The organism is Laspinema olomoucense D3b (assembly GCF_025370785.1).
In the GTDB taxonomy this organism is placed as follows: Bacteria; Cyanobacteriota; Cyanobacteriia; order Cyanobacteriales; family Laspinemataceae; genus Laspinema; species Laspinema olomoucense.
The window spans coordinates 21,967-44,375 of record NZ_JAMXFA010000032.1; the positions used below are offsets into that span (position 1 = coordinate 21,967).

The window sequence follows — 22,409 nt, forward strand, 5'->3', positions numbered from 1 at the left end:
TAAGAAACCCCCGACTCTTCCCTCCACCGTACTACCCTTTTAGATCTAATCCTGAAGCGACCTCTTAAGATTCCGGTACAGCATTTGATCAACCGGAGAAAAGACGAGGTTTCTGCATCGGATTTGTTGCCAAGGCAGGAGAGTATTTTTGAGCAACCCACTGGTTTTTCCTGGACTGTACTGAGATCCTAGAGGAGTTGTCAAGTCTGCTGAGTTGAGATACTATTAAACCAAACTTTTCTAGAGCCAATGAAAAAAATTTTAGTGATTGAAGACGAAACAGGGGTTCGCGAAAATCTCCTCGATTTATTGGAGGCGGAAGATTTTGATGCGATCGCCGCTGAAAATGGTCGCGAAGGAATTGAATTGGCAAAAGAAAAATTGCCCGATTTGATTTTATGCGATGTCATGATGCCTGAGATCGATGGATACGGCGTCCTCACCGAATTGCGCCAGGACCCAGCAACGGCCATAATTCCATTTATCTTTCTCACCGCAAAAGCGGCAAAAGGGGATACCCGACAAGGCATGGAACTCGGTGCGGACGATTATTTAACCAAACCCTTCAGCCGAGAGGAAATTCTAGCCGCCATTTCCACTCGTCTGCAAAAACAAAGTATCACTCAAAAAAATACTGAACAAAAACTACAAGCGTTAACCAACAGTATTGCCCTAGCCCTACCTCACGAATTGCGGACTCCCATGAATGGCATTCTCGGCTATTCCGAACTGTTATTACAGGATATAGAGAGCTACGATAAAGCCGAGATCCAGGAAATGTTAGAAGGAATACAAATTTCCGCCAAGCGATTGTATCGGCTGGTTCAAAATTATTTACTCTATGCTGAACTAGAAATTGCCATTCACCAACCTCAGCGCCTGGATTATCTACGCGACCAGGCGATGAGTGGGGCACTAAGTATGATTTCACAGAGTGCTGGAGAAAAAGCCAAACAGACCGGTCGAGAAGCTGATCTTCAGATGGATATCGAAAACGCCTTCTTAAAAATTTCCGAAACCCACCTTTATAAAATTGTTGAAGAACTGGTGGATAATGCCTGCAAGTATTCTGAACCGGGGACGCCGATCGCAGTTAAAGGAGAGGTAAGCGGGACTGCATCCTATACCCTATCCGTAACCGACTTAGGTCGAGGTATGACTCGGGAGCAAATTGCCAATCACGGGGCCTATATTCAGTTTGATCGCCAACTTTATGAACAGCAAGGAACGGGATTGGGAATGGCCATCGCTAAACGACTCGCCGAATTATATGGGGGAAAATTAACCATTGAGAGCATCCCTAATCAAGAAACGACGGTTTCGGTGGTTCTGCCGATTGAGCTTAGCTTGTCAATTGAAGAAGAATGAACTTGCTCAGGAGGAAGGGTGGAAAAGAATATCGCTAGTCTTGCTCTCTAGTTGGGTTCCACATTATTTAGGATTGCTATAGAAATATCTGTACCTCATGAGTTCAAAACCCGCTATATATCGCCAACCGGGCCGACAGGGGACGATTTTTAACAACAGTCGCAGAGTCTGCTCTCCCGGATAGGGTTCCTTTGTGAATCGGATGTGGGGTTGCCTGAAAATGAGGAAGGACAGAGCATTGGCCCTGTCCCTAGGATGCCCCGTGAATGGTGGGGTTTCAATCGATTTAAATGGGTCGAAGTTTGGAGGAAATAAACGGAACTGGACCAGTTTAAATCGATTAAACGGGTGATGGATTTCTATCCTAAGTGGGAACTAATTCCCCTGGACGTAATCGCGCCCATTTGCCCATTTCTTCTTTAAAACTTTCACACCCGACGACATCCCATTCCATTTCAATGGCATCCGGGGTATTGCGGATATTCACATTAATGGTAGGTTCTAGGGGTTCAAAATCAGGGGTTTCAGTTAAGTGGGGCTGTTGATGCTGATATTCCACTGCGTTATAGGTTAAGCAGCGATCGACATAGTGGCAGTTTACGCAAATACACATCGTAAACACTCCATACGGCTTTTTTGTTACTCTAACGTAATCCACAGAGATATTGCCCACCCGGTAGGTTGATTTTTTATGAAACAAGGCGAATCTATTCGTGCTCTGGGTCCCGAAACTTGGCCGTTTAGCGTGGAAATGCTGCCTAATGATGCCTATCTCGTCGGCGGTTCGGTCCGGGATGCCTTGCTGGAACGGCAGTCCCCCTATTTGGATTTAGATTTTGTCTTACCGGGTTATGCGATTAAAATTGCCAAGCAGATTGCCGATCGCTACAAAGCAGGGTTTGTGGTCCTCGATGATGAACGCAAAATCGCCCGGGTGGTGTTTCCCCATGCCACGGTGGATTTTGCCAAGCAGGAGGGGATGACTCTAGAGGCAGATTTGCAACGCCGGGATTTTACGATTAATGCGATCGCCTACCACCCCAAAACGGGGCAAATTATAGACCCTCTGAAAGGACAGGAAGACTTACAAAACCGCAGGATTCGGATGATTTCCCCCACGAATCTCGCGTCGGACCCCCTGCGCTTGTTACGCGGTTATCGGCAGGCGGCGCAATTGGGGTTTACCCTCGAACCTCAAACCCAAGCGGCAATTCGGCAATTAGCGCCTTTGTTGCGGCAGGTGGCAGCAGAACGGGTGAATACCGAGTTATGGTATCTCCTGAACCGCATAGGGGGAAGTGCTCCTCTGGTGGCGGCATGGGAGGATGGGTTGTTGCGCTATTGGTTGCCCGATGCCACGAAAGATTCCCTAACGATTTTAACTCGGATTGATGAAGCAGCGATCCAACTCGGGGAAAAATGGCCGCAGTTGGGGGAAGAATTTTTGTTGGATTTGCGAGCAAGTTTAAGGATTTCTGGATATTTAGGAGTTGCCAAATTAATCTGTTTGTTACCCTTCGACTCGGGTCTAGCTGAAGCGCAATTAATGCGATTAAAGTTGAGTCGGGTGGAAATTAAAGCAGCGATTCAGGTGATAAAAAGTTGGCAGTTCATCCAACAGCAACCGGGGTTGACAGACTGGACGGTGCGATCGCATTATTTTCTGTTTCGTCAGGTGGGGTCGCTGTTTCCCTCCCTAGCAGCGATCGCCCTGGCATCGGGAATTTCTCTGGAGGCCCTAGGCAATGCTGTTGAGCGCTATTTGAACCCGGAAGATTTGGCAGCGCATCCCAAAGTTTTGATTACGGGGACGGATTTAATCAGCGAATTGGGCATTCCTCGGGGTCCGCAAATTGGGGAGATTTTAAACCAAATTCAGTTAGCTACCGTGGAGGGAGAGATTTCCACAAGGGAAGAGGCACTGGCATTAGCTGATAAAATCAGGCAAGCTATGGGATAATTAAATCACCCCCAGGTAAAGGATTAGAAAGTGGGTTTCTTGCCCCAATTGGTGATAATTACAGCAATTGAATTAAGAAACCCGGTTTCTGAACCCCAGGTAAAGGACCAGCAACCCAGTTTCTACCGGAGTTGCTTTCAATCTCCTACTTTTATCCCAGATTGGCACAAGGCCACATCAATTCCATATTCGTCTAAATCTTCTGGGGTTAAACAGTAGAGGTCCATTTCTTGTAACCCGAATAAATCTGGTCTAATAACGGCCAAACCCGGGCCGTTTTATCCCGTGAGGCCGTGATGACGCTTTGTCCATCGGGGGAAAAATAGGCGGAATTGACCCCTTCCCTATGTCCGGTTAAGGTATAAATTAGTTTGCCTTTTTTGTCCCAAATTTTAGCAGTTTTATCCTGAGAAGCGGTGAGCAAATAGTCTCCATTTTCGGAAAAATCCCCGCTGCGAATATTGTCCCCATGACCTTTGATATCTAACTCATCTAAACGGGTTAAGCGCACAAAGATATTCCGAACCTGAGTTTGTTCCATTGGGGATAAACTGTGATATACTCGGTCCGCCGTTTGGGCGATCGCCTGACTCACTCCCCCGAGTTCTCGATATTCCTCTCAGCGCAACCACCACTCCACCGCGCGATCGATCGCACAGAGTGTTAATCTCCCCTAACGCTTGATATCGTTCCTGACGCGCTTGGGAGTTCAAAACCACCGCCTCGGCCCCGAGACTCCTCTCTAGGATAGCTTTTTGGGCCTGGAATTCAGGAATCACGACCGGCGATCGCTCCTGTAACAGGGTCTGTAAACTCTTCAAACCCTCCTCAATTTCTGCACTGGTAAGGTCTCGATCCAGGTTATCACTAAACAGAGGTCGGTCCCCCAATCGGCTAAATAGGGCCGGAACCGTGATATCATCCCGTTCCGCTAGTCCTGCGGTGGCCTCACATAAGACCAAATCCACCTGTCCAGACTGTCGCAGTTGTGGGTAAAATCTGCTGGTGAGGGCCAAGGCGGTTTTTACCGTGACGGGTTCACTCATGGCGATCGCCCCAGGCATCCCCAACTCCCGCACCAAGCGCTGTCCTAATCCGCCTAATCCCGCTTCCGCATCAGGACTGGCGGTTTCGCAGCTACAAAGAAAGGTAAAGTGAGGCAATCCTTTGGGTCCATTTAAGTCCGCTAACCATTGTAACAATCGAGTTGCCGTCACGGGTTCGACTTAATTCTTAGCATTAGCCCAAAACAGCACCGTTTCACCCCCCTCGATCACCTGGCCATGACAAACAAAGTGCAGCAGACTAGAGCGCTGTTCTCGCTTCGTGAGTTGCTCACACAACGCATCTAAAGTCGGGAATCCCACGGCATCCGGGAGATGGGCCAAAACATCGCCAGGGATGCCTCCCAACGCTTGTCTCACGCCATCCACAGCATTCTGAACATCAAAGGGGGCTAACCGAAATCGATCTAAGGAGTCGGGAGTGGCAACGAGCACTAATGCCCGCAAATCGCGATTTCCGATGGGGGGAAAGCGGCGTTCCGTAATTGCGGGAATGTATAGGGATAACAAAACGCGCTGATTCGTCGCCAACAGTCGCCAAGTATCGTCTATGGGGGCGCAGAGTCTTTCCCAGCGCAGGGTTCGGACTTCCAGATCCGTTGCTTCGATAAACAGTAAGACTCGCAAGGGGTCTTCACTTTCGTATAAAGCCCCCACAAAGGCATCCCGGATTTCATCTTGAAAGAGGGGGGCCCCTAATGTGCGACCATAGTCTCGGGGCCGTTTTTGCAAGCGCAGTAGTTCCTGGAGGAGATCAGGAGTCAGTTACAGCAATCCTTCTGATCGCTGGGGTAAAAGTTGCTGCGATCGGCTATATTTGACCACAATCGGCCAGCGATCGGCATTTTTGCGTTGGATTGTAATCTCAAAAACATTCATTTCTTCAACTGCGGACTAGAAACGTTTCTCACACCCAGCAAAAGACCAGAAACCGGGTTTCTGACCCAAACTTGTGGCAATTGGCAGCAATCGAGTTGAGAAACCCGGTTTTTGACCCCCAATAAAGAACTACAGCACTTCGGCAAAACCTTTACTCTAATCAGGATCAATCCCCTGCCTTCTGCTTGAGCACCAGTATGGTGATGTCATCATAAACTTTTTGTTGACCAATATATCCCTTAACATCCGCAATCACCGCTTCTTGAATTTCATGGGCGGATTTGTGGCAATTTTGCTGGACTACCGCAATTAACCGTTCTAATCCATATTCTTGCTCATCCAGATTCCAAGCTTCTGTAATCCCATCGGTGTAGAGCACCACCACATCCCCTGGATTTAACTCGATGCGGGCGGTGGAGATAAACTCGGACATTTCTTCCACCATTGCGATGGGAAATCCTAAATCAAGGGTATCAATTCGTTCCACTTCCCCGTGCGATCGCACCACCAGCACTTCTTCATGTTGTCCGCTTATTTGCAAAACGCCATCGGCATAATCCAACAGCGCTAAAGTCATAGTTTTATCACAACTCATCCGTTGAGCATTTTGATAAACCGTGCGATTCAGGACATCTAAAAAGTGCTGAGGATTAGTAAAATTGCCTTCCAATAAGGTTCGGACTGCCGTTTGAGCCATAATCATCAACATCCCACTTTCTAACCCATGTCCCGTCACATCCCCGATGCCAATTTTCACCCGGTCCTGATATTGCAGCACATCATAATAATCCCCACCAACTTCCTCCGCTGGTTCCATAAATCCCGCCATATCTAACCCAGAAACGGCATTAAGTTCCGCCTGTTTCGGTAAAATCATTTGTTGCAGACGACGGGTGACATCTAACTCCGCTGCCATGCGCAAATTATCCGCTTTGAGGCGATCATTCAGAATAGTAATTTCCTCATTTGCTTGGGCCAATTCAGCCGTGCGTTCCTCCACTTTTTGTTCCAAAGTGCGGTACAGCAGGGCATTTTCTAGGGAAATAGCAGCTTGAGAGGCTAAGACTTGCAGGACTTCGAGGCGATCGCTCGTAAAGGCATCGGTGGTTAAGTTATTCTCAAAATACAGAATCCCCGTCAGTTTCCCTTGATGGCGAATTGTTGTACAAAGTACGGATTTCGGTTGATGGTTCAGAATATAGGGGTCTTGGGTAAACAGTCCTTCCCTTGTGGCATTATTCAACACTACATCAGACTGGGTTTTGGCTACATAATTGACAATTGCCGAGGAAATATCCTCGCATTCTTCTACGGGAATCGATTGCATGACTATCCTTTCTTCCCCAGAAACCACCGCTGCTTCAACGGTTAAGCGGTTTTGGGTTTGTAAAATTAAAAAGGCTTTAGAGGCCCCGGCATTTTCTTGGAGAATTTGAATTAACTTTTCCAGCATCTTACTCAGGACAATTTCACTGGAAAATGCTTCCGAGGCTTTCATCACCGTAAACAAATCCAAGGAACTGGCGCGACTGCTTCCCGTGGAGGAGTTAACCGTTTGGAACGAATCAATCTGGGCAGCAGATAGACCCCCTCGGCGTAAAAATTGAAGATATTTATTTTCTAACTGTTGGACCTTGGCATCTGCACCCCATTTTTGGTAATTATAGGCCGCTTCTCGGATATAAACTTTGCCCACTTCATCCCACCCTTTCGCAAAATAAAACTGCGCCGCCAGTTCATTGGCGAGGGCTTCATTTTGAATAAACCCCGATTCTTTTGCCTGGGCGATCGCCTGCCGATAAAGCTCCATTGCCTCCAGTTCTTTACCGGAAATTCGGGCCATTTCCGCCGATACTAACTGGAATTTATCCTGATAATTTTCTGGGCAGTTTTCCGCCCAAATTTTGAGCTGCTGCTGCTGTTTTTCCAGAAGAAACCAATACTCCTGTTGCTCCGTTTCCGATGCCGTGGGATAAACCGCCGCTAACACCAAGCCATAATAAAAAGGATGTTTTGTTTGGGGGAAAAACCCAAAGTTAGCGGGAACGAGGGGGTCCGCTTCCCGACAGATGGCGAGGGCTTCCTCATAGCGTTCAAAGGTATATAAAACCTGTGCTTTTAAATAATAGTACCAGTTAACCCCACTAATTAAATTTCCCTCGCGCCATAACCGCAACCCTTCCACTTCATCAAACTCATTCTCAACCCCCTGTAACTGCTTGATCACGTGGTACAAATTCAGGCCAGCATACACCATACTCTGATAATTAGTCTGGCGAATCGTAATCAGAGATTTGTCCGCTTCTTTGACAATTTCTGCCAGATTGTCTCCCATTTCTAACCGCGTCCACAGTCTCAAGAATAAAGCCCATACCCCATAAATCACATCCCCCACAGACCGGCAAATGAAGTAAGAGCGATCGTACAGCGCCAGATTGCTACTGAAGGGTTTCCGGTACGGATTGACGGCATTACAAAACAAATTAATCACCTTGCCCCCAAAGACGGGAGTTTTGGATTTTTCTAACAGTTTTAACGCCACTACTCCAAATTCATACCCGGTTTTATAGTGGTTTTGTAGTGCCAGCATCAATCCGTAGGCCGAATAACCAAAAGCCGAGGTTTCTGCATGACCAAAAGTTAAAGAAAGCCGGGTCATTGTTAACACACACCAGACATTATAATTGATGTAACCCCCGCCAAAGGAAGCTCCCCAAAAGTTAGCGAGGAGGGTCATGCAAACCTGTTTTTCTGGGTCTTCCATCGGGGGTCGGTGCAAGAGATCCGCAATATTAACTTCGCTTAAATTGGCTTGCACTTCCTGCATTTGAATGCCGATCGCCCTTTGCAATTCCTCCTCGGTCTCCGGGACCTCTAACCCCATCAGCTTCATCCCCGCTAATCCCGCTTGTACCGATTCCTGAAATCGCTCTTGGGTAATCGTCAGCAGCACAATTAGGTTGTAAATTTCCGCCCGGTCAAATTTATCAAGGACGCGCTCTAATAGAATGGTAAATAGCTCGTCTGCCCCTTGAAAATTTCCCGATAAATATTCACATTCTGCCAGTTCTCGATATACGGTAAAGGTGAGGGAGTAATCTGTATTCCAAGCACTTTCTGGGAACAAAGACCGGGCGATCGCCAAATGCTTGACCGCCGCTTGGTAGGCTGTAGAAGCTTTCGCTTTTTTGCCAGCAATCCGATTCAAACGAGCGACTTCTAATTTAAAATCAGGGTCAAAAATTGACTCACTTCCCGCATTCAAATGGGTCACAATATCAAAAATTTTAGACTCTAACTCTTCCGAACCCGTGTGATTGAGAATTAACTGACCAATCCGTAAGTGAGTCGTGGAACGTTCAGATTCAGGAATTAAAGAGTAGGCCGCCTGTTGAACGCGATCGTGCAGAAACTTGTACTCTATACTAAAATCGCTATCTTGCAAAAACGCAGCAGTTTCTTCGCTACTTTCCGGTAAAAAACTATAATTCTTGCTCGAAAAAATGAATCCTTCCCGCACTGCAGGCCACAAATCCCGGGCGATCGCAATCTGGGACTGTTCCCGGACCACCCCCAAAGTTTTCAAATCAAAACTATTCCCAATACAAGCAGCTATCTTCAAATTTTCCTGGACCCTCTGCGGAAGTTTCTGAATATTATTAGTCATTAATTCGACTACATTATCCGTCATTCCCACCGCTTGAATTTGCTCCATTTCCCAGGACCACTCACCCTTGCTCTCCCCCTCTGGAAACCGAAAGGTTAACAGATGACTGTCATAAAGCGATTTAAGCAACTGGTTTATAAAAAATGGATTACCTTGAGTTTTAGTAGAAATTAACTCTCCCAAAGGTAGACTTTTTGTCTCCGAACAGTGCAGAGTATCGGCAATCAATTGATTGATATGTTCTAACTTCAGCGGTTGCAGTTCAATCCGATTAATAATAGCTCCCTGTTCCTCCATCTCCTCCACTGCCGAGATTAACGGATGAGCCGCATCCACTTCATTATCCCGATAGGCACCAATAATCAGTAAAGCCTGACTTTCCGAAGCCGTTGCTAATCGTTGGATCAGTTTCAATGAAGCCAAATCAACCCACTGCAAATCATCCAAAAATACCACGAGGGTATGTTCTTTTTGGGCAAAAACTGCAATAAACTTTTGAAACAGTAAATTAAATCGGTTTTGGGTTTCCGTTGGCGGCAGTTCAGGAACCAGAGGCTGCACCCCAATCAGTAACTCTAATTCCGGAATCACATCGGTGATCACCTGTCCTTCTGTTCCTAATGCCTCCATAATCCGCTGTTGCCACCGCGCCAATCGTTCCGGGGTTTCAGTTAAAATTTGCCGAATCAGATTTTGGAATGCTTGAATCAGGGATTGATAAGGGATATCCCGATTGAATTGGTCAAACTTTCCCGATATAAAATAGCCCCGTTGTTGGGCGATGGGTTTGTGAATTTCTTGAACAATCACCGATTTACCAATACCCGAAAACCCAGACACTAACATCAGTTCGATTCCCGATGACTTAGGTTCTGAAAAGTCTCCATTTTGGGCCGTTCCGCTGACTCGTTCAAATGCCGCCATTAAAGCCGCAATTTCCGCTTCTCTACCGTACAATTTCTGGGAAATTTGAAATTTGTCCGAGGTATCCTGTTCCCCAGGGGTAAACTCATCTATCTGACCCGTTTCTCCCCATTGCCTCCAGCATTTTTCTAAATCATAAATTAACCCATAGGCACTTTGATACCGCTCTTCTGCCGTTTTTGAGAGCAATTTCATCACAATTGCACTGACAACGGGAGGAATTTCGGGATTAACTTGATGGGGGGGAATCGGTTGTTTAGCAATGTGAGCATGAACCATTTCCACCGGGTCCGTCGTGGGAAAAGGAAGCTCCCTGGTGAGCATTTGATAAAAGGTGATTCCCAGAGAATAGAAGTCCGTGCGGTAGTCAATGGAGCGATTCATCCGCCCGGTTTGTTCTGGGGACATATAAGCCAGAGTCCCTTCGAGTAAATTGGGATTACTCAAAGTTTGGTGGGAGCGTTCCAGGCGAGTAGAAATGCCAAAATCGATTAGGGTCACTCGGAATGGATCGAGATTGACTACAATATTTTGGGGTTTAATATCTAAATGAATAATCGATTGTTTATGAAGTTCTCCCAAACTTTTCGTAATGGAAATGGCAATTTTAAAAAAGTTTTCTAAGTTTATAGTTTGAGTAGACAGCAGTTGCTCCGCTGACAAAGGTCCAGCATCTTCCATCGTTAAGACCAGACCCCGACCCCAGCTTTCTAGGTGTAAAGGCTTAACAATGCCGGGGATATTCAAGGGCTTGACAATTTCATATTGATGCCGGAATTTAGCAAGTTCTGTAGGGGTGGGATATTCAGTTTTTAAGAATTTAAGAATTCCCGTCTGGACTTGGCCTTCCTTCCGACCGCGACAAACAATGGTATGATTACTTTCGTGAATTTCTTCTAAGATTTCATAACCCGGAAAAGAGAGCATAGTTTTTCCTTGTCAAGTTAGTTTGAGGGGTTGGGTAATAGAAGTAAGGTATCTGGGCTAAAATCAGGTTAACAGTTTTTCGCAAAGACGGGTAGGAATAACCTTCTAACTTTATTTGCAAGGGAACTCCACCCCGTAAAATTTTTCTATGGGGTTAAGGCGAGGTCTGGGTCCTATCTCGATAGGTATTTTGTTTTCCACATGATAATCCAGGTTTTTAATGGAAATTAAGTCGGTTATTTCTCCTGAGCGATCGCCTCCCATAAACTCGCCAAAGGTGGCATCGGTGCTCCCCCCAGGCGATCGCTCACCCATTCGGCAGCAGCTAAACCGGATTGCAATGCAGTTTCAATTTGCCGATCGCCACACCAATCTCCAGCACAAACCATCGGTAACGGTGTGCTCGTAGTCAATAACGGTTCTGTTAAGGGACGCCGACAAAAGGCATAGCGCCAACGATGGACCTGCATCCATTCTGGCTCCTTCAACCAGGGAAACACCGCTTCCCCCACCCAGTCGCACAATTCTCTCCCCACGGGTTCAAGTTCCGTGGCATCTAAATACTGTTCGGCAAACTGGGCGCTACTGTGCAAGACAAACACAGGTTGAGTGGCGTCTGAACTCTTGCTACTTTGCCAAAACATTCCCCGCAGGGGACTGTTTGGGGGAAATCCCACCGCTCGCCCCCGATATTCCCCCTGGACTAACTCCCGTTGTTTCGATGCCGGATACCCCGCCATTACACTGATGCAGGGGTCAAACTCCACCGCCTTGAGGCGATCAACAAACTCCCCTGGCAAACCCGACTCCCCCGACTCTAACAGCATCACCGCCTGGGGTGCGGGAGTCGCCATCACGATCGCTTTGGCCTGCACAGCTAAGGGGACAGCAGCATCTTTGGACTCGGCGATCGCTTCTAACTCCAGATGCCACTTCCCCTGGTCCGTGGGGGTAACCGTTTGGACGCGACGGCAATGCCAAATCGGTAAATGACGGGCCAAAAACTTGCCCACCGCATTGATCCCCGTCGGGGCCACATAATAAGGAGCAGAAAGGGTTGCAGCAGGATTCATCGGGTAGTCGCCCTCGTTAACCTGATAAACCGTATCCGTCCAAGGGACCACAATTCCCGCCCGAGACAGGACCTGCACCAACGGTTGAGAAAGCCTTCCCCTCGGCTCTAAAAACGGTGCACCAAAATCAGCGCGGGTATCATATAATCGACGGGTAGCCACTCGTCCGCCCACGCCGCGAGATTTTTCGAGGACGACAACAGAATGACCCAGACAGCGCAACGATTGGGCCGAGATCAATCCCGCGATCCCCGCACCGATCACGGCAATATCAAATTCAACGATGCGATCGCTCATCGGTTGGTCCTCATCCGGTGTAAAAAAAGGGGTTTGACTAATCTACCGGATTTGGGACGGTTTCGAGTAAGCTAACAGCAATGGGTCAACTCAGAAGGCAGGAACAGACGGTAAATATTTCGGGCCCTAGAGTCGCCGAATCCATCGCTCATATCAAGATTGCCAATCTGTCGAAACCGCAGGGTTTACAAGACAAGCACAGGGGAGGAAGCCAACCTTGGACGAACTGAGAGCAGCGCTAGAGTTAGCCACAGAAGAGGAATTACAGCAAATCACGGACATCTTATTCCGTCGTCGCTTTAATCCGATTGATTACCTACAAACTCCAGAACCGATCGATATCCAAAGTCGCGATCGCGATTTCTGGCTGGATGCGATCGAAGAGAGATTTCGCTATCTCGCCGCCGATGGGTTAACTGTTTTAAGAGGAAAAACCCGCAAAGTCACCTACCGACAAACCCTCATCCAAGTTTGCCGCTATTTAAAAATTCCCTATTCTCAAGCCCTGTCCACCACGGATTTAGAAGCTGAGGTGTTTCTGTGCTTGTTGGGCAAAGCATGGCGACAACTCCCCGCCTCGGAACAAAACGCCTTGACAGTAAGGGTCCAGCGATCCCTGGCCTCGGCAACCATTCCCAAACCCCTGCCCCTGTCGGTCCAAAAAGACCCCCTGGGCTTATTCTTCAAAGGCGGAAGTGCGGTCGCCTTTACCTCCGTCGTCAAGCCAGTCGTCCTTCAACATATTGCCCACCAGTTCTCCCTCCATTTTGCCCGGTATCAAGTCGCCCAAACGGCGATCGTCCGAGGGGGCGCAGTGGCAGCAGGTCAAGTTCAGACTTACCTCACTGCCCAAACTGCCAAACGCGGAATGGCCCTCTCCGTTGCCCGCTATGGGGCTGCCCGCAGTGCCTTAGCATTACTCGGACCCGTCCTGTGGGGTTGGTTCTTCGCCGATTTAGGCTGGCGGACCATTGCTACCAACTATGGACGCATTATCCCCACCATTTTTACCTTGGCCCAAATTCGCTTGACACGCAGTGAGTGTTGGGAATTTGCTTAATGAGTCCTGGGTTGGAGATGGGGGAGACCGCCATCGAGACGGGGAAGATGGGGAAGATGGGGGAGATGGTCGTTAGGCGATGTTTGTAGTAACGACTTGCTGTCGTTTCCCTCGTTCGTGATTTTCCTCATCCTTGCCACTTCATCCTTAATCCTGCACTCTGCCAATGACCAAATCCTTATCCTTGCGGACCATTTGCCATCCCGATCGCCGTTTACAACTCTGGTGGAATAGCGCCCAAGTGGGACTGTTGTTATTACCCATGAGTCCGTTACTGGGTGGGATGGGTTTGTTGTTGGCCCTGTTTGGCACCTGGAAACAACGGTACCGGGAAATTCACGAGCGATCGCTCAACCAAGGATTTGCGGTCCTGGCCCTGTGGTTAGTTGTGACAACCGTGTTTGCCACCGATCGCCTCTCTGCCTTCCTGGGATTATTTAATTTTCTGCCCTTCTTTGCCTTATTTGTCACCTTTAGCCTACTGATCCAGACCCCTGCACAGATGCGGCGAATGGCTTGGATTGCGATCGCCACCTCGGTCCCGATCGCCGTGATTGGCTGGGGTCAATTATTTTGGGGATGGGCAGGACCCGTCAAATTAGGATTAATCTTAGATTGGCGCTTGGATGCCACCGGCGCCCCTCCGGGACGGATGGCATCGGTGTTTGAATATGCCAACGTTTTGGCCAGTTATTTTTTAATGACCTTGATTCTGGGATTGGGACTCTGGTGTGAGAGTTTTCAGGCATGGCGAACCCTGAAACAACAGCCGAAAAAACCCGAAAAAATCCGCGATCCCCGCGATCCCCGGGTGGTTAAAACCATTGACCTGTCGGTGACGGGAGAGGAAGAAAAAGTGGGGTGGGGGTTGGTGTTTTTGACCCTGGCGCTATTGGCGAATGCGATCGCCTTGGTATTGACTAATTCCCGCAATGGGTGGGCACTGGCTTCTTTTGCGGGGTTGGTGTTTATCCTGTACCAAGGATGGCGTTGGCTGTTGCTGGGGATTCTCGGGGCCATATCTGCGGTGTTAGGGTCGGCGTTTGGTCCTCACCCCATCCGCCAAGGATTACAGGCGATCGTTCCGGCTTATTTTTGGATGCGAATTACGGACCAGTTATATCCCGATCGCCCCGTGGCAACCCTCCGCACGACTCAATGGCAATTTGCCTGGGATTTGACTCGCGATCGCCCCATCACCGGGTGGGGTTTACGAAGCTTTAGCGAACTCTATGAGGCCCAAACTCAAGTCTGGATGGGTCATCCCCATAACCTATTTTTGATGCTGAGTGCAGAAACGGGAATTCCCGGGATGCTGTTCTTGTGCGGGTTAGTCGGTTGGGTCCTGGCCAAAGGGGTCTTAGCGTTCAAGAATTGGAGCGATCTGCCTTTAGACAGAAATGCTGAGGCGACTGTCTCTGTCCCTGGGGTACTCACAAACGATCGCTTGATTTTTTTCACCTACCTAGTTACCTTTGCCGGTTGTACCTTATTTCACCTCTTCGATGTCACCCTCTTTGACTCTCGGGTTAACATTTTGGGATGGTTGATCCTCGCCGCAATTTATGGGGTAGCAGACTCCCGGCGATCGGCGGTTTATTAAGTAATTTTGCCTCTGCTATCAGAAATACGAGAATATACGGAAGTGCGTATCCGAGAATTTACGGAGAATCGATTTCTATAGATCTGCGGTGGTTGAATCAAGACGATCGCGTTTATGGTAGCTTCAGAAGCCCATAGAAATTTTGAAACTTTGAAAAATTCTTATGATGATCATAGATGCGATTTACCAGTTCCCGAATCTGACCGTAACCGATGTTTTTTCTCATATTTATTCCGTGGGTCGGATTACCCAACGCGATCGGCAATTTATCAAGGTTGCCCTTTTAGAACAGGACCTCAGTGATGAAGAAATTACCCTCATCGATCGCCTCGTTTATGCCGTCCGGCGCGGTTGGCTGCAAATGATTGACTAATTTCTCTCCCTAGTCTGAATTCAGTCAATCTTAACTGTAACCTGGGATACAATTTGCTCAGTTAATTCGCTTCATCCGCGTCATTCTCTGCCTTTTTTCTCTTCGCTATATCAGGAGAATTCGCAAAGCCCACTTTGCCCTAATCGTTATGATTTCTTAACATTTTAAAACCCCCTGATGGGAACTTTTCCCTCACTTGCCCGAGATTTATGGGGAAAAACAAGGCAGTGCCTTAGTATCAACCTTGGTACTGCCCCATAGCATTGGCGCAGCCTTCAAGTCAGCCCTTAGCCCGAGCTTCGGGCTTTACATCTTGCTCGGTGGTGTTGTTCCCAATCATTTAGAATTGCTATATTCCGTGTTACGATTAGCTCCATTTCGTTGCCCTGCGCTGAAACACTTTACCTCTTGGTTAGGCTTGTGCCTTGGAACTCGCATTACGGGAGGTAAGGCTAAAAGCTCCAAAACTCGCCATGTTGTCAATGGAGTTGCTGGGGCGTTACCCAGGGCTGCCCAAACCTTCAGGAGGAGCAATTTCACGTTAAGCGCTTTTTATTGACGGATGCGATCCCGTTTGGGTACACCTCAAGCTATTATTGCTACTGCTCACAAACTGGCACGCCTTTTCTATCACTTCTGGACATTAGGGGCCTCTATGTAGATCCAGGCATAGATGCCTATGAACAGAAGTATTGAGAACGGGTGGTCAATAACCTCCCGAGAAAAGCTAACTCATGGGGCTTTTTTTGGTAGTTAAACCTACCTTTGTGAGTGTATTTCTTAAAAGTTCAAACCGACTAAAAGCCGGAACACAATAACTCTTTCAGTCGGTTAAAAACCGACATCTTGCACGATTCTCGCTCTGGTTTCTTCAAACCCTACGCTCCGGCGTCGGATTTATCCCCCTAGCTCCGTTTAGCAATCCTCGACCTGCGCGCGGGCGATCGCCAATCAAAACTCCTATACATTGACATCAGATGTTATATCAAATCAACCTCGAACAATTCACAAAAACCCATCTACGAGAACTCGAAATTTTATTGACTTGTGCCAGTTCCCAGCCCGAGTCGGAGAAAATAGACTTGCTGAAATCTCTGTTACAAAACCCCATAAACTGGCAGATTCTCCTAAAACTGGCAAATCGCCATCGCGTCATGCCTCTGGTTTATACCAGTTTGAGCCCTCTAAGCGAGTCCATCCCACCCGCAGCTTTCAAACAGTTAACCCTCGATTTTCGCTTAAATAGCCGACACAATTTATTATTAAGTGGAGAGTTGTTAAAACTGTTGTTATTGTTGGAGAAAGAAGGAATTAAAAGCCTTCCTTTTAAGGGAGCGACCCTGGCCGCATTAGCCTATGGAAACTGTTCCCTGCGTCAGTTTAGCGATTTAGATATTTTGATTCGCGAAAAAGACATTGAAAAAGCCAAAGCGGTATTGTTGTCCCAGGGATACCGAATGAAAATCGAACGGATTCAACTCACCTCAGAACAAGAAGAGACTTTTTTGCGATCGCGGGATATTTATCATTTCGTTCGCGAAGCCGCCTATCCCTTCGTGCATCCCCAAAGCCATTTAGTCATCGAACTGCATTGGGCAATCATGCCTAAATATTTTAGTTTTTGTCTTGAAACAGAAGACTTTTGGGAGACTCTGGAATCCGTGAGCATTTCCGGACAAGAAGTGCCCACCCTTTCCCCCGAAAGAACCCTCTTCGCCCTGATTGGACATGGCACCAAAGACTGTTGGAGGCAACTCTCAAGAATTGCCGACATTGCCTACCTGATTCGCAACCATCCTCAGCTAAACTGGGACCAAATTCTCCAGCAAGCTCAGCACCACAGAGTCCAGCGAATGCTAGGGCTGGGGTTAAGTTTGGCCTCCGAACTATTGGGAATCGATTTACCCGAAAACATTCAGCAGCAACTGTCGCGCGACCCCAGCTTGAAGACTCTCCTTCCTGGGGTTTATCAACAATTGTTCGAGCCTCCAGTCAGTTCCATTTCCGATGGGACCCAAACCCGATTTCATCTGCAAGTCAGAGAACATATCGGCGATCGGCTCAATTATTTTTTCCAAGTGGCAACTACTCCAACTACCTCAGACTGGTTGATGCTGCCTTTATCGGAATTTCCCCAGCTTCCCTATTACTTTCTGCGCCCTTACCGACTGGTTCGCGAACAAATTGTGAAAGCATTGGAAAAACACAGAAATTAATCCACGGCCTTACTCCAGGAAGTCCAGACGGATTCTACCCCCTGAAAGGAGTCCGTCCCTCGCTTCTAAGCTAGAAAAATTTTAAAGTTAAAGTTTAATAAAACTTTATCAAATCAACATTTTTAAACGAGCCAATCTCTTGACAAGAGGAAAACCCCCGGTTAAGCTAAATTTAGCCTTTTACAAGTCCAAGAAACACCCCTATTTCCTACGTCCCCCAAATCCGGGCGGTCCTTCTATCACTTTGAAATCAAACAAGCCATGAAAATAACGCAAAAATATAGAGTCAATAGCCCCAAAGTGGTTCACGAAACCATTGAAGGAGAAGTGGTAGTGGTCAACTTAGACAAAGGAGACTACTATAGTTTTATGGCAACGGGAGCCGAAATTTGGGAAGGTTTACTGCAAGGAAAACCCACCGAACGCGTTTTCCAAGAAATTCTAGAGCGCTACGAAGGAGAACCTAGTCAAATTGAGACTTCCATCCAGGATTTTTTAGCTAAACTAGAGCATGAAGAACTGATTGTCCCAGACGCTCGGGGCGCTTTATCGTCAGAAACTATTTCCAATGCTATTGCCGAAAATTTATCCTCAATGCAAAAGCAGCCCTTTGAAATTCCCACTCTACAAAAATATACCGATATGGAGGAATTGCTGGCATTAGATCCCATCCATGAAGTTGATGACATGGGATGGCCCAACGTCAAACAGTAAGCGTAGAACTGTGAAAACCCGGGGTTTAAAAAGAGATTTAAACCCCAATCCAAAAAATAAAAAGCAGCAAAAGAAAGCGATGGTAATCCCGAAAAAAATAGAGTTAGAAGCTGCAACATCGAATACGGACCCACAAGCGCCTATAGATTTTTTCAATGCTGTTGGCGAGAAATATAAAACAGCCGAAGTAGCGTCCGAGGGATCTGTAGAACGATTTTATAACCTAGCGGGACATAAAATCCGCTTGTGTTTTGCGGGTTCCGCTTTAATTCCCTATTTGACGCCAGCATTATCCCATTTAGAAATAGAAGCGGTTGCCAATCCAGAACTCACCGTGTGTTTGTGGGATAGCGAATCTACGCACACCGCTATGCTACCACCACCGTGGTCAAAAGATTGCTACCATCCCAAACGCGGCGAAATTATCGGATACAATACCGATCGCATTCATACGAGCTTTCAATGGGGTTCTTATGCCTTAAGCTTACTCGATCGCGATCGCAACTTAGGGATTTATTGGATATCTACCGTCAAACAAATTCCCTATTGGGAAACGGGTGCTCCCCTGCGAACCATTTTTAACGTTTGGTTGAATCAACGAGAGGTGCAACTGGTTCATGCCGGTGCCGTAGGACTTCCCGAAGGCGGCGTTTTGCTTGCTGGAAAAGGCGGATCGGGAAAATCTACCTCTGCCTTAGCTTGTTTAAATTCTAACTTGTTTTATGCCAGCGACGATTATTGTTTAATTTCTCCAACACCGACTCCTACCGTATTTAGTCTTTACAATACCGGCAAAAAAAATGCTGATGATGTGGAACGGTTGCCGTTTTTAGCCTCTGCCATTCGCAATCGCGATCGCCTCGATACAGAAAAAGCGCTTTACTTTATTCATCAAACCTTTCCCGAGAAAATTCTCAACCATTTCCCCATCAAAGCCATTTTGATTCCTCGAATTGCCGGAACAAAAGACACTACATTAGAACCCACTTCATCCACCAGTGCCTTAACCGCACTCGCTCCCAGCACGATGATTCAATTACCCGGTACCGGCAAAGAAGCCTGTCAAATGATGAAAACCGTGGCCGATCGCGTCCCCTGTTACGAATTGCGAGTCGGTACCGAAATCGAGCAAATTCCCCAAACTATCTTCCAACTTCTCAGCCAAGGAATACATTAAAGGTGATGGAAAAATTACCCTTGATTAGCGTTATTATTCCCGCCTACAATGCAGAAACTTATCTATCTGATGCGATTGAAAGTGTCTTCGTTCAAGATTATCATTCCCTAGAAATTCTAGTGGTTGATGACGGCTCCAGCGATCGCACTGCTGAAATTGCCAAGGAGTATGGCGATCGCATTCGCTACATTTATCAAAACAATGCGGGACCTGCTGCGGCTCGCAATGCAGGCATCAAACTGGCAAAAGGCGAGATTCTTGGGTTTTTAGATGCGGACGATTTATGGTCGGAAAATTGTGTAATCGAGTTAGTCAATGCGTTCCTCGAAAATCCGTCTATTCAAATCGCGCAAGGCTTGATTCAAGAACTGCAACTTTTTGACTCTAAATTTGAAAAAACGACGCCAGCCTATCACTATATTAATCTGGGAAGTGCACTTTATCGCCGAGGCGTTTTCGATAAACTCGGTGGCTTTGATGAAACCATGCGCTATGGCGAAGATGTGGATTTATTCTTGCGAGCTTGGGAAAACAATATTCCTAAAAAACTGATAAAAACTGTCAGTTTGTTTTATCGCAAACATCAAGAAAATATGACAGGCGGTAAAGAATTAGTAGAATTGGGGTTTTTGCGAATTTATAAAAAGCATATTGAGCGCAAACGGCAACGCCAAGACACTTTTGCGAGTTTACCCAAGGAGTTACCTTCCCTGTCGGAATATTTGGGAGTGCATCCCAGTCATCCTCGCTTTCAGTCGTTTAATTAAATATGAATCCAAACTGGCTTATGAATGCTCCAATGGTTAGTGCTATCATCGTGGTCAAAAATGGCGAACGATATATCGCCAGAGCGATCGACAGTATCATGGCTCAAACCTTTAAAGATTATGAGATTATTGTGGTAGATGGTCACTCTAGCGATCGGACCTTAAACATTGCTCAATCCTATCCTCAAGTGCGTTGTGTTCAACAGAAGAAACCGGGAATTGCCGAAGCTTATAACTTGGGAATTGAAAGCGCACGAGGAGAGTTTATTGCTTTTCTTTCTCATGATGATGTTTGGACTTCCAACAAATTAAGCACTCAGATTAACTATCTGCTTGAACATCCAGAAATCCAATATAGCGTTGCCAAAGTCAAGTTTATTTTAGAGGAAGGTCATTCGATTCCACCTGGGTTTAAACCAGAACTGTTTGAAGGCGATCGCATTGCTTATATCATGGAAACCTTAGTCGCTCGCAAATCTCTATTCGATTCCGTGGGGAAATTTAATTCTAATTTTACCATTGCTAATGATGTAGACTGGTTTTCACGAGTCAAAGATCTGAATATTTCGGTGATAGCAATCCCGGAAGTGTTTCTTCATAAATATATTCACGATACCAATCTCTCCAACCAAGCTCAGGTCAACAATCAAGATTTATTAAAACTGCTGAGACAATCGATAGAGCGAAAAAAGCAAAAAGCTGAAGGATAGAAAACTGCTGGAAGTGGAAGGCTCGATAATGAGGAGTTGGAAATGAGGGAAAATCAACCGTTAGTCAGTGTGATCGTGCCAGTTTATAACTGCGATCGCTATTTAAAAGAAGCGATAGAAAGCATTTTGCGCCAAACTCATACTCCTTTTGAAATCCTGGCAATCGATGATGGTTCCACTGACAACAGTGCGGCGGTAGCGGGAGAATTTTCCGCATCTATTCAATACTACGCTCAACCCCATCAAGGAGCCGGAACCGCTCGCAATTATGGCACTCAACTCGCTAAAGGCAACTATTTAGCCTTTTTAGATGCTGATGATATTTGGGAAGAAAACAAGTTAAATCGTCAATTAGAAGCTTTTGCGAATAAACCCGAAGTGGATATCGTTTTCGGACAGATGAAAAACTTTCACAGTCCAGAATTGCCTGAAGACGTGAAACAGAAAGTTTACTGTCCCCCGGAATTAATAGCGGGATATCATCCGGGAACAATGATGATTAAGAAAGAGGCATTTGAGCGCGTGGGATTGTTTGATACTCATTGGAAATTAGGAGAATTTATTGACTGGTATTTAAAAGCAATGGAGGCGGGATTAAAAAGCGTGATGTTACCGGATCTAGTGCTAAGGCGCAGAATTCATCAAACGAATACGGGAATCCGCGATCGCGACTTCCGGAAAGATTACGTTCGCATTGTCAAAGCGTCTCTGGATCGGCGTCGCGGGAAAACTCAACCATGAAATTTAACTTGCAAAAGCGGTTAAAAGCTGGGGTAAAAGCCTTTGTCAATCCCAGCAAGTTGCAGACGGCCAAATTTCGCGAAGTGCCTCCCGAACCTAGCGTTATTATTAGCGATCGCCTGTTAAAGAATAAAAATGTCTTGATTACCGGAGCGGGATATAATATTGGCAGAAGTATTGCGCTGGAAATGGCGCAACAGGGAGCCAATATCTTTGCCATCGAGCGCAGTCAAGAAAGAGCCGAACAATTACAGCATGAATTAAACCTTTATCCGATTCAGGTTAAATGCTTTATTTTCGATATTTCAGAACAGGAGAAAATTCTTAATCTGTGTAAGGAGTTAGAAGCTAGTCAGATTAATATCGATATTTTGGTAAATAATGTAGCCCTAAAAATCGATAAAATTGGACTAAAAAGTTTGAAGTTAGAGGATTGGCACAGCACTTTTAATATTAATGTATTTGAGCCGATGTTTTTAACCCAAGTGATCGCCAATAGAATGCGCGATCGGCAAACTCAGGGTTCTATTCTGTTTGTCACTTCCATACATCAGTGGGAAATTTCCCGATGGGTGAGCTATAGTGCCTCTAAAGCAGCATTAGGAGCGATCGTGCAAGAACTTGCCGTAGATTTAGCACCCCATAACATTCGTGTCAACGGAATTGCGCCGGGGTGGATCGCGGAAAACGAAGACGGAACTGCTCTCCCTCACCCTTACACCGTACTTTATGAACACTCGATTCCCCCCCGTTACATTGGTAGAGCAGCCGTGTATTTAGCCTCGGATTATTTCTCAAAATTTACCACCGGAACCATCCTCAAAATTGATGCGGGATTATCATTATATAACTCTCGGGTTTATGAACATCCCCCCCATTAAACCCTCGC

General features: G+C 46.7%; 18 protein-coding genes. 12 read left to right on the forward strand and 6 right to left on the reverse strand.

Annotated elements, in window-relative coordinates:
- The first annotated feature begins 249 nt into the window (after positions 1-249).
- Entirely contained in the window at positions 250-1,368 is a 1,119-nt protein-coding gene (locus tag NG792_RS20590) for a hybrid sensor histidine kinase/response regulator (RefSeq protein WP_261236635.1), read from the forward strand.
- 364 nt (positions 1,369-1,732) lie between these two features.
- Here the strand turns inward: NG792_RS20590 and NG792_RS20595 are convergent, their stop codons facing one another.
- Positions 1,733-1,981: a Ycf34 family protein gene (locus NG792_RS20595; protein ID WP_261201950.1), complete on the reverse strand. Its 249-nt coding sequence runs from the start codon at positions 1,979-1,981 to the stop codon at positions 1,733-1,735.
- Positions 1,982-2,059: 78 nt separating this feature from the next.
- Between NG792_RS20595 and NG792_RS20600 the strand changes: the two genes are divergently transcribed.
- Entirely contained in the window at positions 2,060-3,328 is a 1,269-nt protein-coding gene (locus NG792_RS20600) for a CCA tRNA nucleotidyltransferase (protein WP_261201951.1), read from the forward strand.
- 208 nt (positions 3,329-3,536) lie between these two features.
- Here NG792_RS20600 and NG792_RS20605 read toward each other — a convergent pair whose 3' ends face one another.
- The 5 genes from NG792_RS20605 to NG792_RS20625 form a co-directional block, all read right to left on the reverse strand.
- Positions 3,537-3,923, reverse strand: coding sequence for a WD40 repeat domain-containing protein (locus NG792_RS20605; protein ID WP_353961709.1), 387 nt, complete (start codon positions 3,921-3,923; stop codon positions 3,537-3,539).
- Positions 3,817-4,545, reverse strand: coding sequence for a CHAT domain-containing protein (locus NG792_RS20610; RefSeq protein WP_261236637.1), 729 nt, complete (start codon positions 4,543-4,545; stop codon positions 3,817-3,819). Before NG792_RS20610 ends, NG792_RS20605 begins: the two co-directional genes overlap by 107 nt.
- 9 nt (positions 4,546-4,554) lie before the next feature.
- The gene (locus tag NG792_RS20615; RefSeq protein WP_261236638.1) at positions 4,555-5,124 is read right to left on the reverse strand and encodes a CHAT domain-containing protein; all 570 of its coding nucleotides are present in this window, start codon (positions 5,122-5,124) and stop codon (positions 4,555-4,557) included.
- Between the two features lie 313 nt (positions 5,125-5,437).
- Complete coding sequence (locus NG792_RS20620; RefSeq protein ID WP_261236639.1) at positions 5,438-10,789, reverse strand: SpoIIE family protein phosphatase; 5,352 nt, start codon at positions 10,787-10,789, stop codon at positions 5,438-5,440.
- A gap of 236 nt (positions 10,790-11,025) precedes the next feature.
- Complete coding sequence (locus tag NG792_RS20625; RefSeq protein WP_261236640.1) at positions 11,026-12,159, reverse strand: NAD(P)/FAD-dependent oxidoreductase; 1,134 nt, start codon at positions 12,157-12,159, stop codon at positions 11,026-11,028.
- Positions 12,160-12,376: 217 nt separating this feature from the next.
- Between NG792_RS20625 and NG792_RS20630 the strand changes: the two genes are divergently transcribed.
- The 10 genes from NG792_RS20630 to NG792_RS20675 all read left to right on the forward strand — a co-directional run bounded on the left by NG792_RS20630 (position 12,377) and on the right by NG792_RS20675 (position 22,401).
- Positions 12,377-13,219 carry a YaaW family protein gene (locus tag NG792_RS20630; protein ID WP_261236641.1) on the forward strand — a complete coding sequence of 281 codons (843 nt, stop codon included), beginning with the start codon at positions 12,377-12,379 and terminating at the stop codon, positions 13,217-13,219.
- A gap of 166 nt (positions 13,220-13,385) precedes the next feature.
- Positions 13,386-14,822: an O-antigen ligase family protein gene (locus tag NG792_RS20635; RefSeq protein ID WP_261236642.1), complete on the forward strand. Its 1,437-nt coding sequence runs from the start codon at positions 13,386-13,388 to the stop codon at positions 14,820-14,822.
- Positions 14,823-14,985: 163 nt separating this feature from the next.
- Entirely contained in the window at positions 14,986-15,195 is a 210-nt protein-coding gene (locus NG792_RS20640; RefSeq protein ID WP_261201186.1) for a hypothetical protein, read from the forward strand.
- A gap of 977 nt (positions 15,196-16,172) precedes the next feature.
- The gene (locus NG792_RS20645) at positions 16,173-17,411 is read left to right on the forward strand and encodes a nucleotidyltransferase domain-containing protein (protein WP_261236643.1); all 1,239 of its coding nucleotides are present in this window, start codon (positions 16,173-16,175) and stop codon (positions 17,409-17,411) included.
- 261 nt (positions 17,412-17,672) lie between these two features.
- Positions 17,673-18,125 carry a PqqD family protein gene (locus NG792_RS20650; RefSeq protein WP_261201188.1) on the forward strand — a complete coding sequence of 151 codons (453 nt, stop codon included), beginning with the start codon at positions 17,673-17,675 and terminating at the stop codon, positions 18,123-18,125.
- 79 nt (positions 18,126-18,204) lie between these two features.
- Entirely contained in the window at positions 18,205-19,302 is a 1,098-nt protein-coding gene (locus NG792_RS20655; protein ID WP_261236644.1) for a phosphoenolpyruvate carboxykinase (ATP), read from the forward strand.
- Between the two features lie 5 nt (positions 19,303-19,307).
- Positions 19,308-20,069 (forward strand): glycosyltransferase family 2 protein, encoded by a 762-nt coding sequence (locus NG792_RS20660; protein ID WP_261236645.1) that lies wholly within the window; start codon positions 19,308-19,310, stop codon positions 20,067-20,069.
- Between the two features lie 20 nt (positions 20,070-20,089).
- Positions 20,090-20,779, forward strand: a complete 690-nt coding sequence (locus tag NG792_RS20665; protein ID WP_261236646.1) for a glycosyltransferase — start codon at positions 20,090-20,092, stop codon at positions 20,777-20,779.
- Positions 20,780-20,821: 42 nt separating this feature from the next.
- Entirely contained in the window at positions 20,822-21,520 is a 699-nt protein-coding gene (locus NG792_RS20670; RefSeq protein ID WP_261201191.1) for a glycosyltransferase family 2 protein, read from the forward strand.
- Complete coding sequence (locus tag NG792_RS20675) at positions 21,517-22,401, forward strand: SDR family NAD(P)-dependent oxidoreductase (protein ID WP_261236647.1); 885 nt, start codon at positions 21,517-21,519, stop codon at positions 22,399-22,401. The genes NG792_RS20670 and NG792_RS20675 overlap by 4 nt, the downstream gene beginning before the upstream one ends.
- Positions 22,402-22,409: the final 8 nt, after the last annotated feature.